The organism is Paenibacillus sp. LBL, from assembly GCF_029893715.1.
GTDB classification, from domain to species: Bacteria; Bacillota; Bacilli; order Paenibacillales; family Paenibacillaceae; genus Paenibacillus_AQ; species Paenibacillus_AQ glucanolyticus.
The window spans coordinates 1-13,115 of the sequence record NZ_JARXYU010000012.1 but is presented as its reverse complement, the minus strand read 5'-3'; the positions used below and the strand labels follow the sequence as shown (position 1 = coordinate 13,115).

The window sequence follows — 13,115 nt, the reverse complement described above, 5'->3', positions numbered from 1 at the left end:
TTAGGTGAAGCGGCACAATTGATCATGTAACAAATTCCCCCTCTTTTCCTGCGTGGAGAAGAAGGGGATTACTTTGTCCGGGACGAGAAGAATACGAATGGCCATAGCTGTCATTTTTTTTCATCAAAAATTCATCTTCCTTCCGATATAAGAGCGGAATGGAGTCTGTTCATAGGCTGAAATTTATATAACCTCCTCTGCAGGTACAATCAACCTTGAAGCAAGCGCTTCCATAGCAAAAGGCAGATAACGCGCTTAAAGTAAGAGGATGCAGTTCACTCCATATGTTGGTTTATTTTCCGATCATGAAGAATAGGTAAATAATATTTCCTCTGGGCTGTGAGGCGGCATATTGACATACGGCTCCGATATAACCATAATAAATATTAATTTATAATGATTATAATTAAGCGTTGCAGATATAGGAGGGAAATCATATGTACAAATCCGTTATTATCGGCACAGGCCCTGCGGGTCTGACGGCTGCAATTTATCTGGCTCGGGCGAATCTGAGCCCGCTCGTCATTGAAGGTCCGCAACCTGGCGGACAGCTCACAACCACTACTGAAGTTGAGAATTTTCCGGGTTTTCCCGAAGGCATCATGGGTCCTGAACTGATGGACAATATGCGTCAGCAGGCTGAACGCTTTGGTGCAGAATTTCGTACAGGCTGGGTAAACAGCGTTGAGTTCGGGGAGCGCCCGTTCAAGCTGGATGTGGACGGTTTAGGTGAGGTTGTTACCGAAACCTTGATCATTTCTACAGGTGCAACTGCAAAGTATCTCGGAATTCCAGGAGAACAGGACAACGTGGGACGCGGTGTAAGCACCTGCGCAACATGTGACGGATTCTTCTTCCGCGGCAAAGAGATTGTTGTCGTTGGGGGCGGAGATTCCGCGCTGGAAGAAGCGAACTTCCTGACCCGCTTTGCGTCCAAGGTGACGCTGGTGCACCGCCGCGAAGAGATGCGTGCCTCAAAAATCATGCAGGACCGTGCCCGCGCTAACGAGAAAATCGAATGGGCACTGAACCGTACACCACAAGAAGTCATCGCAGACGAGTCCGGTGTTAAAGGGATTAAGGTGCTCAATAACGAAACGGGTGAAGAAGAGACGATCGCCGTAAGCGGTGTGTTTGTAGCAATCGGTCATCACCCGAACACAGGCTTCCTGGGCGGAAGCATTACGACCGACCCTAACGGTTATATCGTAACTACGCCAGGAACCTCCGAGACGAATATCCAAGGCGTATTTGCTTGCGGTGACGTGCAGGATACCCGTTACAGACAAGCGATCACGGCAGCAGGAAGCGGCTGTATGGCAGCTATGGATGCCGAGAAGTACATTGAGAGCTTGGAACACAGCGCGGTCGTGTTGTAAACTGTATAGATAGAGATCGAACTGGCTCTAATAGAATCAAATCATAAGTAGAGGAGACTGACCGACCATGGAAAATGTTATTGTATACACCTCCAACAACTGCCCGCACTGTAAACAAGTGAAAGGTTTCTTGTCCGATCAAGGCATCGAATTTGAAGAGCGCAACATCGAACAAAACGATGAGTTTGCTCAACAAGTATGGGATATGGGCGTTCGTGCAGTACCTCTCACCATCATTGGTGAGCACCGCATTCTTGGCATGAACAAACTTCAGTTCAACAAAGCGTTGAATCCGGAAGCTTAAGATCATCGATACCTTATGGCAAGCGAACCGCTTGTTTCATGATATGAGAAAAAAAGCTCTTTCCCTGGCCAGGGAAAGAGCTTTTTTTGGCTTCAAGCAGATGCTGCAACGGGTGTTCATTTGCTAAAGAACAGACTCATGATGATCTGAAATACAACATACACACCCACGCCGGAGCCGAGAAGAATGAATCCGTTTTTTTTCTTGCCTTGAAAAAAACGCATAATGCAGAGACTGAACAAAGGTGCGATAACTAGGAGAAACAGCAATACAGTCACAAACATTTCTGGCGATATATCCGCAATGCTTACATAGGTCATTTGAGCGGTTCCTCTCCCTTTAGTATAACAATCACACGCATTCCCATAATGAAAATGATAATTTAAATGTCAGGACGAGATTAATTATAGCGGAAAATCATGAAATTTTCCTTAATATGCAGGGCGTTAATTACGACAAAATATCGTCAATTTTTAATGAATCGGCATGGATACCCTTACCGGCCCAAGAAATTGCGAGATGGCAGAATATGCTGCGCCAATCAGGGTAGAACGGCTGCCCAACTCGGCAAACCGGATCTCCATCAGCTCCCGGTGGTAGGGAAGCGTTCGCTGGGCGACGACCTGCTGCAGTGTTTCCTCAATCCAGGGCCGGGCATCAGAGAGCGGTCCACCGATGATAACCGACTGCGGATTGAATCCATTGACAAGATTGGTAATGCCGACACCCAGAAAGCGCCCCAGCTCTTCAAAATGGCGGATCGTTTCTTCATGGCCCTGCTCGGCGTAATGGATAAGCTCGGACGTTCGTCTGGAGGGAAGAGCCGTACCTTTGCTGTCGTAGGATTTCTCCGAAGCGTACAGCTCCCAGCAACCGCGGTTGCCGCAGGTGCATTCCCGTCCTTCGGCTTCGATGGACATATGCCCGCTTTCGCCCGCATACCCGCGGGCGCCTTTATAAAGCTCGCCATTGATAATGATGCCGGAGCCGATACCGCTGCCGGCGCTAATATACAGGAGGTGGCGGGCATCCTGGCCGGCTCCGAATCGAAGCTCGCCTTGAGCGCCGGCATTCGCTTCGTTATCGATGGTAACGGGAAGTCCCAGTTCGTGCTCCAGCTGCTTCTGAAGGGGCACCATGTCCCAACCCAGATTGGGTGCGAAGAGCACGGTGCCGTCGCCGTCGACCATGCCCGGTACACCCACGCCGATCCCGATGATGCCGTAAGGGGAGGGTGGGGCCTGTCTCATCAGGCCGTTAATCATGCTTACCATGAGTCTGGTCACCGATTCAACGTCATGCCCTTCAAGCGGCCTATCGTCTTCGGCCAGGATGCGGCCATCAAGATCCGTCAGAACTGCGGTCATTTGTTTGACGCGCAGTTCTACGCCGATGGCATAACCGGCCTGTCCGTTGAACAGGAGCAGCTGCGGCTTTCTGCCGCCGCTGGATTCTCCGGGTCCGATCTCCTGGATCAGATGATGACTGCTCAGTTCTTGTACGAGATTGGAGACGGTGGCCTTGTTCAGCCCAGTCAACTTGGAAACCTTGGCCCGGGAGACCGGGGCGTGCTGACGTATTGTATCCAGAATAATCGATGTATTAATTTTCTTGACCAAAGCCTGGTCACCGGTAATATTCGTCATGTGCATTCATCCTTTTAGTCTTGCTTTGATGATGATTTATTTGTCTTAAAGATTTGATATGCTCATAGTCTAGGGGCAAAGTTCGGAAATTGCAACAAGGTGTAACGTCGTACAGGGGAAACACTGCCCTTGTACAGCGGGGCTCTGCGGGCGAGGTTCGCTGTTATCTATCGGGATGGTTCCGCTGTTTTAGTTCGTGGGCACAACGTGAGCATAGGGGCACACTGGCAAACGGCAGCCGTAATAATAGGGACCATCGGGCTTGTAAAAGTTGTAAAAGAATAACTTTGTTTAACCAATAGACAAAGTAGAAAAGCTGTGTTAGGATAGCCTTGTAAGCGTTAACCAAACCTTAATAAGGTATAGGAGGATTTATTCATGGCCTATTTTAACAACGTCAGCAAAGTGGAATACGAAGGCAGCCAATCGACCAACCCTTATGCTTTTAAATTTTATAATCCGACAGAAGTTGTAGCCGGCAAAACGATGGAAGAGCATCTCCGTTTCGCGATGGCTTACTGGCATACATTGACTGCGGGCGGCTCTGACCCGTTTGGGGCCGACACAGCGGTTCGCCCTTGGGGCAGCTACTCCGGTATGGACCTTGCAAAAGCCCGCGTAGAAGCAGGCTTTGAGTTCATGGAGAAATTGAACCTTCCGTATTTCTGCTTCCACGATGTGGACATTGCTCCGGAAGGCAGCAATCTGCGTGAGTTTTACAGCAACATTGATACGATTGTAGATTCGATTGAAGATAATATGAAATCCACCGGCAAAAAACTGCTGTGGAACACAGCGAACATGTTCACGAATCCGCGCTTTATGCATGGCGCAGGCACGACCTGCAACGCTGATGTGTACGCACATGCAGCAGCACAAGTGAAGAAAGGCCTTGAGGTTGGTAAACGCCTTGGCGCCGAGAACTATGTGTTCTGGGGAGGCCGTGAAGGTTACGAGACCCTGCTGAACACGGATATGGGTCTTGAGCTGGATAACCTGGCGCGCCTGTTCCATATGGCGGTGGATTATGCGAAGGAAATCGGCTTTGACGCCCAATTCCTGATCGAGCCTAAACCGAAGGAGCCGACGAAGCATCAATATGACTTCGATGCGGCAACCACAATTGCATTCCTGCAGAAATACGGTCTCGACAAGCACTTTAAATTGAACCTCGAAGCAAACCATGCAACGCTGGCTGGTCATACCTTTGAGCATGAGCTTCGTGTAGCGCGCATCAATGGCATGCTCGGTTCACTTGATGCGAACCAGGGCGATATGCTGATTGGATGGGATACCGATGAATTCCCGGTTAATATCTATGATGCTACCTTGACGCTCTATGAAGTGTTGATGAATGGCGGTCTCGGCCGCGGCGGCGTGAACTTTGACGCCAAGGTTCGCCGTCCGTCCTTCGAGCCGGAAGATCTGTTCCATGCTCACATTGCAGGCATGGATACCTATGCCAAAGGCTTGAAGGTGGCAGCGAAGCTGATTGAAGACCGTGTGTTCGAAGACTTCATTGCGAATCGTTACAGCAGCTTCAACGAAGGCATCGGTGCGAGTGTTGTATCCGGCAAAGCCACGTTGGCTTCCCTTGCAGAATATGCGTTGAACAATGAGTCCCCTCGTCAGAATGAATCCGGTCGTCAAGAAATGCTGAAAGGGATTCTGAATCAGTACATTCTTGCAAACTAATGCATGCTGGCTTCAAGTTGGTTCTATGACATTCAAACCTTCACCGGCTCCCTTCAGGGAAGCCGGTGTACTTATTTCATACAAGGAAACCAATACACCTTTCATATTCGGTTCATGATGAAACGAAGGAGGATCTAGATGAGTTACGTTATCGGAGTTGATTTGGGAACCAGTGCGGTGAAGACCGTGCTGGTGGACCGCAGCGGCACGGTAGTCGCCGAGCATTCGGAGGCGTATCCGCTGAGCCAGCCGAAGCCGGGCTACAGCGAACAGCGGCCGGAGGACTGGGTAGACAAAACGGTATTGTCGTTACGTCTGTTGATGGAGGGGAACGACATCTCTCCAGCCGAGGTTGAGGGATTGAGTTTCTCCGGGCAAATGCACGGTTTGGTATTAGTCGATGGAGAGGGCGTCGTGCTGCGTCCGGCCATTCTGTGGAACGACACCCGTACAACGGCGCAATGCCGCCGTATTGAGGATACCTTGCAGGAGAAGCTGCTCGGCATCGCGCGCAACCGCGCGCTGGAAGGCTTTACTCTGCCGAAAATTCTGTGGGTGCAGGAGTTTGAACCGGAACTGCTTGATCAGGCAGCCCTGTTCCTGCTGCCGAAGGACTATGTACGATACCGCTTGACCGGACAGTATGCGATGGACTATTCCGATGCTGCCGGGACGCTGCTGCTGGATGTGGCGGGAAAATCATGGAGTGCGGATATACTGGATGCCTTCCATCTGCCCCACAGCATCTGCCCGCCGCTGGTCGAATCCTTCGACGAGTGCGGAACCCTGCTGCCGGAGATCGCCAGGCAATCCGGTCTGCGGCCGGAGACGAAGGTATTTGCCGGCGGCGCGGACAACGCCTGCGGCGCGATCGGTGCCGGTATTCTGGAAGAAGGGCAGACGATGTGCAGCATTGGCACATCGGGCGTGGTGCTGTCCTACGAGGAGCGGCGCGAGGTGGATTTTGAAGGGAAGGTCCACTTCTTTAATCACAGCGAGAGGGACGCCTACTATATTATGGGCGTAACCTTGGCGGCTGGATACAGCTTGACCTGGTTCAAGGATACCTTTGCACCGGACGTTTCCTTTGATGAGCTGTTAAGCGATATCGGGATTATCCCGGCTGGCAGCGGTGGTCTGCTGTTCACGCCATACATTGTCGGTGAGCGCACACCGCATCCGGACGCTGCCATTCGCGGCAGCTTCATAGGAATGGACGCAGGACATAAGCTGCCTCACTTCGCACGATCGGTACTGGAAGGAATCACGTTCTCCCTGCGTGAATCCATCGATATTTTACGCGCATCGGGCAAGCAAATTGACCGTGTCATTTCCATCGGTGGCGGTGCCAAGAACGAAATCTGGCTGCAGATGCAGGCGGATGTGTTCAACGCCGAAATCGTGAAGCTGGAAAGCGAGCAGGGCCCTGCCATGGGCGCAGCGATGCTTGCAGCTTATGGCTGCGGCTGGTTTCCAAGCCTTCAGGATTGCGCAAGGGAGTTCTTGCGGCCGGCTCACGCTTATTCTCCCGATCCTGAAGCGGTTCAGGTATATGACAAGCTGTTCGGACTCTATCAGAGCGTATACGGAGCAACGCGCGAGCTCGGCGCAGCGCTGTCCGCATTCCGCGGATAATTCATGTAGGATACAGAATCGCAGGTCAGGGATGATATTCCTGGCCTGCTTTTTTTTGCGTGAGCGCTTATGACGGCATATACTTGAATCAGGCTGAAGGCTCGCCCGGAGACATTGTGAGGCAGAGGCTTGGATAAGGCTCCTGGAAGCGCGGCTGTTATTATCTTTTTTTGCAGATGGCAGGTTCTTGAGGCTCTGTAACATGTGATCATTATGTAGCATTTGGGGTTATATCGATTTAGGATAAAGCGGGACGTGTAAAAAGAAGGGGAGGGCATGGGATTGAAACTGACAGCTGAACTCAAGCGCGAGAAAATCGTTGCCATTGTGCGCGGAATTACCCGAGAACAGGCAGGCTTCGTAGGAGAAGGATTGTCCCAGGGGGGAATCCGGTTTATGGAAGTGACCATGAATACCGAAGGTGCTCTGCATATTATGGAGGACTGGCGTACCCGGTATGATGGTGCTGTATATGTAGGGGCGGGGACCGTCCTTGACGTGGAGATGGCGAAGGAAGCAGTCTGTGCAGGAGCGCAGTTTCTGATCTCCCCGAATACGGATCTATCCGTCATTGAGTATGCCTTAGAGCAGGGAATTGACGTGTGGCCCGGAGCGATGACGCCGACGGAGATTGTGGCGGCCTACGCAGCCGGGGCTGAGATCGTGAAGCTGTTTCCTACGGCCAGCCTGGGCCTGGAATTCATTCGGGAGCTTCAGGGACCGCTCCATCATATTCCGCTGCTGGCGACGGGAGGCGTGACGCTGGATAACCTTGCGGACTATTTTGCAGCTGGCGCGGCAGCGGTCGGCCTGGGCAGTTCGCTGCTTCCCAAGGATGCACTGGCTGCCGGCAATAGGGATGAAATCACGAGTCGCGCCGCTGCTTTTGTGAATGCAGCCAAGGGGCTGTAGCATGTATAGTTTGAGAGGTATGAACCATCGCCAAGAGGGTCGATTCAATAGTTACACTTTGTTCATCCTTTACAATGCAGGTTATCTTTTGGAAACTTACTACATAAGGAATATATAGACAAGTTATGGTATTATTTAGGGTAGCTTGGTTATGTCATTGCTGCCGTGTACAGGCACTTGTTAAGGATATCATCATGTGTAAGTAAGGCATGGTTAGGTTCAAGTTAATGGAAGGGAGCGAATCGAGTGAATTCATCGGTTAAAAAGAAGGTAAGGGTAAAAAAGACCGTGTGTGCGGTCACGGCTACAGCCATGCTCTGTTTGGCGCAGCCGGTATGGGGGGATAATTCCGTTCCGGGGAGCGGCGTCGCTGTATCCGATACGGTAACGACTACCGTCAACAACGGCGGGAGTGCGGCTTCGGAGAGTGTAACGGATAACGAAATACCGAAAGGGGCCAAGATTTCGTCCAAGCAGGCGGAAGAGATCGTTAAGAAGGCTTTTCCTGAACTGAAGAACGTCAAGGTAACCAACGTGCAGTTCCTGGAGGACGACGGCATGAGATCCAACGCGCTCGCATGGGACATACAACTGGTGTTAAACAAAGGGAACTCAAGCTCCGGCTTTAGTGCCCAGGTCAATGCGGTAACGGGTGAACTTATTAATATTTATCTTCCTAATCGTATACTGAATAATGAGAGTGACAAACCGGTGATAACAAGAGAACAGGCGAAGGCGAAGGCGCTTCAATGGATAGCCAGTCACGCCTCGGACGTGAAGACCAGCGACTTTAAGGAGAATGAGGCTTATCTTGGAATGCAAGCTGCATTGTTTAGTCCGCCCCGGTTTGAATTCTATTTTCAGACGGCACACAACGGGATTGAATCGGATGTGAACAGCATTTCGATCACGCTGGATGGACAGGGCAATATCATGAGCTACTCCCGCAATCAGATCAAAGAAGAGTTTCCATCATCAACACCGAAGTTGGATGAAGCCTCGATTCGCAAATTGTTTGAGGAACAATTCCAAGTCTCCTTGGCTTATGTGCCTGAGAACTTATATAACAACTCCAAGGGCAATTATTTTTTAGGTTACATACCTAACGATCAATCCAGTTATTCACTGGATGCCAATACAGGGAAGTTCATTGGATTCACAGGGGAAGAGAGTGAGCTTATTTCTATAGAGAACCGTACGATCCCGGCATCCGGGGAGGCCTTCAAGCCTGTCACGGCATCTCTATCCGGCGGTGAAGCCGCTGCACAATGGGTGGAGTCCCAGATCAAGCTCCCGTCTGGCCTGAAAACAGAGTCCAAGACTCTGGGAACCCGATGGAGCAACAAAGAGACGAAGACGTGGAATATCAGATGGACTGACAGCAGCGTCTCATCCATGGGGAGAGGGGAGATGGTGTCTGCGGAATTGGATGCCAAGACCGGTCAGATCTACTCGTACAGCAGATATCGTTACGACAGCAGCGGAACCCCTGAGGTGAAGAGCCCGATTTCGCAGCAGGCTGCGCAGAAGCTCGCCTTCGATACCGTAACGAAACTGGTGCCTAACGCCAGCCAGGAATGGAAACTGACGTCGGTTGATAAACTGGGCAAGAACAATACCGGCCTGAGTTATCAATTTTCATTCCAGCGCTATGTCGGCGATATCCGCGTGATGGGGGATTCCGTGAATTTGGCTATCGATGGCAACGGCCAGATTCAGAACTTCAACGTGAATTCGGACGCCGTCCTATCCAAGCTGCCAACGGACGTGAAACCTGCAATCAGCGCGGAGCAGGCGAGATCCCAATATTTAAAAGAGATTGACCTGAAGTTGAAATATGGTTATTACGGCGGTTATACAACGATGGGCAATGAGATCACGAAGCCGTTCATTAAACTGATCTATTATGCAACGCACAAAAAGGCAGCCTACGGCGGCATTACGGTGCCGCTTGACGCCAAGAGCGGGGAATGGCGTGATATTACGCCGGAAATCAGCCGCAAGGATATTCCGGCAGTCACGGATGCGGCCGGTCATTCGGCAGAAGCAGCCCTTAAGGAGCTGGTCAAATACCGGGTATTGGTTCCGGACAAGGACGGAAAGGTATATCCGGAGCGCCAGATTACCCTTGGCGAATGGTATCAGCTGGTAGCGGCGGCAGTTAGCCCTTCATACGAACAGCTGTATGGAAGATCCACGATGGACCCTTATGCAGGTCTGCAGCCGGATCATCCATATTATCAGGCCATTCAGGTATTGCTCGGACAGAACTGGATTCCGTACGATCCGGAAAGTCCGCTGCAGCTCGACCGCAAGCTCACAAGAGATGAGCTGGCCAGCTCGCTGACCCGCATTTTGAATTATGAGAAGTTATCCAAAGCCTTTATTCTGCCGACCGACGTACAGGGGATCTCGGATGCTGACGCCGTGTCTAACAAAGGAGCAGCGCTGATTGCCTTGAAGCTTGGACTTCTGCCGGCGGTGGATGGAAAGTTCCTGCCGGAGCGAGAGGTAACGCGTGCGGAAGCTGCAGAGGTTCTGGTTCGCATGTCGAAGCTGGCTGGACGAAGCGATTCTTTCCTGTCCACATTTTATTGGTGATATCTGATATTCGTGCCCGGTCGACAAAACTAGAACCCTTAAGCCCTGATGTTATGTGTTACAATGGTGGTGCATACGGATGAGGAAGATGAAGGGCGGGTGTACCGATGAAACGAAGCCGAGGAACGATAGTTAAATTACTGTTCATAGGGACTTTGGCGGTAACCGTTGCAGCAGTACCAGAGCCGGCTAACCTCAGTGATGTCTATGCTACTTCCAACAAAGCGGTCGTGAAGTCGGTCAGTGCCATTCAGCAGAAGCTGTTAACCGCGATGAGCGACAGGCAGTCAACGGTTCGTTTTGTTTATCAGGGAGAGACCAAATCACTGAAATCACAGCTTAAAGATGCACTCGATCAGGCAATGGCCAGTGATCCGTATATTCACTACACCATCGCAAGCTATAGCTACGACTATCGTGGAACATCCAGTTCCGCCAATGTTACGGTCCGGTTGAGTTACCGCGAGACTGCGGAACAGACGGACTATGTTAATCAGCATACCGACAGCATATTGAAGCGTATCATCAAGCCGGACATGAACGATCATGAGAAGGTGAAGGCCATCCATGATTGGGTCGTCCGCAACTTGAAATATGATACAACGCTCACGAAATATACGGCCTATGATGGGCTCTATACCGGCAGCACGGTATGCCAGGGCTATTCCCTGTTAACCCATAAGCTGCTGAGGGAAGCAGGAATTCAGAACAAAATTCTGGAAGGCACAGCTTATGCCTCTGACAATCCCAAGGGTCAGCTTCATGCCTGGAACCTGGTTCTGCTGGACGGCAAATGGTACCATCTGGACACAACGTGGAATGATCCGGTGCCGGATCGGGAGAATGAGGTGTCTTATACGTACTATCTCCGGACTGATGAACAGATGAGCCGCGATCATACCTGGGTGAAATCCTACCCGAAGGCGGATACGCTCTATCGCAGCACGCTGGCCGGGTTGACCGTAAAGGATCGTGCGAAGGCCGGGGTATACGAAGAAATCAAGCGGGATTTGGAGTATCAGCTGTATGATACCCGTTCCATTGTCAGTTCCTATAAGCAGCTGGAGCCGCTGGTTAAGGCGGCCAAGGCTAAAGGCGGCCAAAAGCTCGTATTCCGGTTTGAAGGCAGTGAGCGTGAGCTTGTGAATGTGCTCCAGCAATTGCAGTTGAAGAGCAGTCTCGGCTCCATCAAATACTATCATAATGCTTTTGAAGATACGGATGATCTGAGAGTTCAAATCATATGGTAGTGCGATCACTAAAAAAAGGCTTCCCTCCTCATTGAAGGAGGGAAGCCTTTTTGTGCATATCTGGCTTTAGTTATTATTGACGTTCGTGCTTAAATCGCACTCATTCAAAGGCACAACCCGGCTTTTCTTAACGAACCGGTAGCCGAACCAGATGGAGAGGAACAGCGGAACGCTCACATACGTAGCAATGATTGTTAACCAGTCGATCTCACCACTGAAATTACCTTGGCCAATGATGGCGACAAGGCAGAGCAGGAAAGCGAAGATGGGACCGAAGGGGAACCAACGCGCACGGAATGGCAGATCCTTCAGGTCTTTTCCTTGGGCAACGTAGGCCTTGCGGAAGCGATAATGGCTTACCGCGATAGCCAGCCAGTTGATAAACCCGCACATGCCGGATGCATTCAGCAGCCACACATACACAACACCATCGCCGAAGAAGGAGGCCAGGAAGGCCAGCATGCCAACTGCGGAGGTTACGATCAGAGCCGCTACGGGAACGCCGCGGCTGTTCAGGCGGCTGAGCCATTTCGGAGCCATTCCCTGCTTCGCCATCGCATACAGGACACGAGTTGAGGCATACATCCCCGAGTTGCCGGCAGACAGCACGGAGCTTAGAATGACCGCGTTCATAACCGATGCGGCAAAGGCCAGACCGGCCTTCTCAAACACCAAAGTGAATGGGCTGACCCCGATATTATCCACACCGGATTGAAGCAAGCTTGGATGAGTGTAAGGGATCAGCATGCCGATGACAAAAATAGCAAAGATGTAGAAAATCAGAATGCGCCAGAACACCTGGCGAATGGCCTTGGGCACATGCTTTCGCGGATTTTCACTTTCACCGGCGGCGACCCCGATCAGCTCGGTCCCCTGGAAGGAGAAGCCTGCAGCCATGAAGACCCCGACCAGTGCAAAGAATCCGCCGTGCACGGGCCCGTCGCCCAGGCTGAAGTTGGTGAAACCAACCGCTTCACCGCCAAGTATGCCGAAGATCATCATGACTCCGATGATAAGGAAGATAATGACGGTTGCCACTTTAATGATAGCAAACCAATATTCCGATTCGCCGTACCCTTTGGCGGACAGAAAGTTCAGGCCGAACATGATTGCGAGGAACAACAGACTCCATACAAACGAAGGGCTGTCCGGGAACCAAAATTTAATAATCACCGTTGCGGCCGCGAGCTCGGCGGCAATGGTCACGGCCCAGTTGTACCAGAAGTTCCAGCCAACGGCAAATCCGAAGGCAGGGCTGACAAACCGGGAGGCATAGGTGCTGAATGAGCCGGAATCCGGAAGATAGGTGGCCAGCTCGCCCAGGCTGGTCATCAGGAAATAGACCATAAGGCCAACGGCAGCATAAGCGATAAGCGCTCCGCCCGGGCCGGCAGAGGAAATGGCGGTTCCGCTTGCCAGGAACAGGCCTGTTCCGATCGAGCCGCCAAGCGCGATCATGGTCATATGGCGTGCTTTAAAGCTCGGCTTCAGCGAAGCAGCAGGGGCTTTTTTGCGATTCAAGGTCGAACACTCCTTCTATACACTAAGAAATAAAATTTGAAATCTATACTCTGCCAGAAAAAAGACCACAGGTCCAATGGTCAAGACCCCATTTTGTGGACATTGGAAAAACACCTAAGCTGCAAACTGGCGTCGGTACTCTACCGGCGTCAGTTTGTTTAATTTCCGCTGC

General features: G+C 51.4%; 10 protein-coding genes. 7 read left to right on the top strand and 3 right to left on the bottom strand.

The genetic code is table 11. The annotated features are described in order from the left end of the window. Window positions 1-437: 437 nt before the first annotated feature. Together trxB and M2277_RS21775 are read left to right on the top strand one after the other, a co-directional pair. Window positions 438-1,379, top strand: coding sequence for a thioredoxin-disulfide reductase (trxB, locus tag M2277_RS21780; protein WP_280755508.1), 942 nt, complete (start codon window positions 438-440; stop codon window positions 1,377-1,379). Window positions 1,380-1,446: 67 nt separating this feature from the next. Continuing rightward, window positions 1,447-1,683, top strand: a complete 237-nt coding sequence (locus M2277_RS21775; protein WP_006212730.1) for a glutaredoxin family protein — start codon at window positions 1,447-1,449, stop codon at window positions 1,681-1,683. Window positions 1,684-1,799: 116 nt separating this feature from the next. Here M2277_RS21775 and M2277_RS21770 read toward each other — a convergent pair whose 3' ends face one another. Both M2277_RS21770 and M2277_RS21765 read right to left on the bottom strand, forming a co-directional pair. Then, entirely contained in the window at window positions 1,800-2,003 is a 204-nt protein-coding gene (locus M2277_RS21770) for a hypothetical protein (RefSeq protein ID WP_280755507.1), read from the bottom strand. A 153-nt stretch (window positions 2,004-2,156) separates the two neighbouring features. After that, complete coding sequence (locus M2277_RS21765; RefSeq protein WP_280755506.1) at window positions 2,157-3,329, bottom strand: ROK family protein; 1,173 nt, start codon at window positions 3,327-3,329, stop codon at window positions 2,157-2,159. Window positions 3,330-3,707: 378 nt separating this feature from the next. On the opposite strand from M2277_RS21765, the gene xylA reads away from it, so the two are divergent. The 5 genes from xylA (at window position 3,708) to M2277_RS21740 (ending at window position 11,422) form a co-directional block, all read left to right on the top strand. After that, window positions 3,708-5,024 carry a xylose isomerase gene (gene xylA / locus M2277_RS21760; RefSeq protein WP_280755505.1) on the top strand — a complete coding sequence of 439 codons (1,317 nt, stop codon included), beginning with the start codon at window positions 3,708-3,710 and terminating at the stop codon, window positions 5,022-5,024. A 138-nt stretch (window positions 5,025-5,162) separates the two neighbouring features. Continuing rightward, the gene (gene xylB, locus M2277_RS21755) at window positions 5,163-6,659 is read left to right on the top strand and encodes a xylulokinase (RefSeq protein ID WP_280755504.1); all 1,497 of its coding nucleotides are present in this window, start codon (window positions 5,163-5,165) and stop codon (window positions 6,657-6,659) included. Window positions 6,660-6,941: 282 nt separating this feature from the next. Continuing rightward, entirely contained in the window at window positions 6,942-7,571 is a 630-nt protein-coding gene (locus M2277_RS21750; RefSeq protein ID WP_481857783.1) for a bifunctional 4-hydroxy-2-oxoglutarate aldolase/2-dehydro-3-deoxy-phosphogluconate aldolase, read from the top strand. 246 nt (window positions 7,572-7,817) lie between these two features. Further along, on the top strand, window positions 7,818-10,172 hold the full coding sequence (locus M2277_RS21745) for a YcdB/YcdC domain-containing protein (RefSeq protein WP_280755502.1): 2,355 nt from the start codon (window positions 7,818-7,820) through the stop codon (window positions 10,170-10,172). Window positions 10,173-10,279: 107 nt separating this feature from the next. Next, window positions 10,280-11,422, top strand: a complete 1,143-nt coding sequence (locus M2277_RS21740; protein WP_280755501.1) for a transglutaminase domain-containing protein — start codon at window positions 10,280-10,282, stop codon at window positions 11,420-11,422. A 66-nt stretch (window positions 11,423-11,488) separates the two neighbouring features. Here M2277_RS21740 and M2277_RS21735 read toward each other — a convergent pair whose 3' ends face one another. Further along, window positions 11,489-12,886, bottom strand: a complete 1,398-nt coding sequence (locus M2277_RS21735; RefSeq protein ID WP_231888095.1) for an amino acid permease — start codon at window positions 12,884-12,886, stop codon at window positions 11,489-11,491. Window positions 12,887-13,115: the final 229 nt, after the last annotated feature.

Coding starts and splice junctions, on each gene's coding strand:
- M2277_RS21735 (WP_231888095.1), bottom strand. CDS start 12,886: ATGACCATGATCGCGCTTGGCGGCTCGATCGGAACAGGCCTGTTCCTG.
- M2277_RS21775 (WP_006212730.1), top strand. CDS start 1,447: ATGGAAAATGTTATTGTATACACCTCCAACAACTGCCCGCACTGTAAA.
- xylA (WP_280755505.1), top strand. CDS start 3,708: ATGGCCTATTTTAACAACGTCAGCAAAGTGGAATACGAAGGCAGCCAA.
- xylB (WP_280755504.1), top strand. CDS start 5,163: ATGAGTTACGTTATCGGAGTTGATTTGGGAACCAGTGCGGTGAAGACC.
- M2277_RS21740 (WP_280755501.1), top strand. CDS start 10,280: ATGAAACGAAGCCGAGGAACGATAGTTAAATTACTGTTCATAGGGACT.
- M2277_RS21770 (WP_280755507.1), bottom strand. CDS start 2,003: ATGACCTATGTAAGCATTGCGGATATATCGCCAGAAATGTTTGTGACT.
- trxB (WP_280755508.1), top strand. CDS start 438: ATGTACAAATCCGTTATTATCGGCACAGGCCCTGCGGGTCTGACGGCT.
- M2277_RS21765 (WP_280755506.1), bottom strand. CDS start 3,329: ATGACGAATATTACCGGTGACCAGGCTTTGGTCAAGAAAATTAATACA.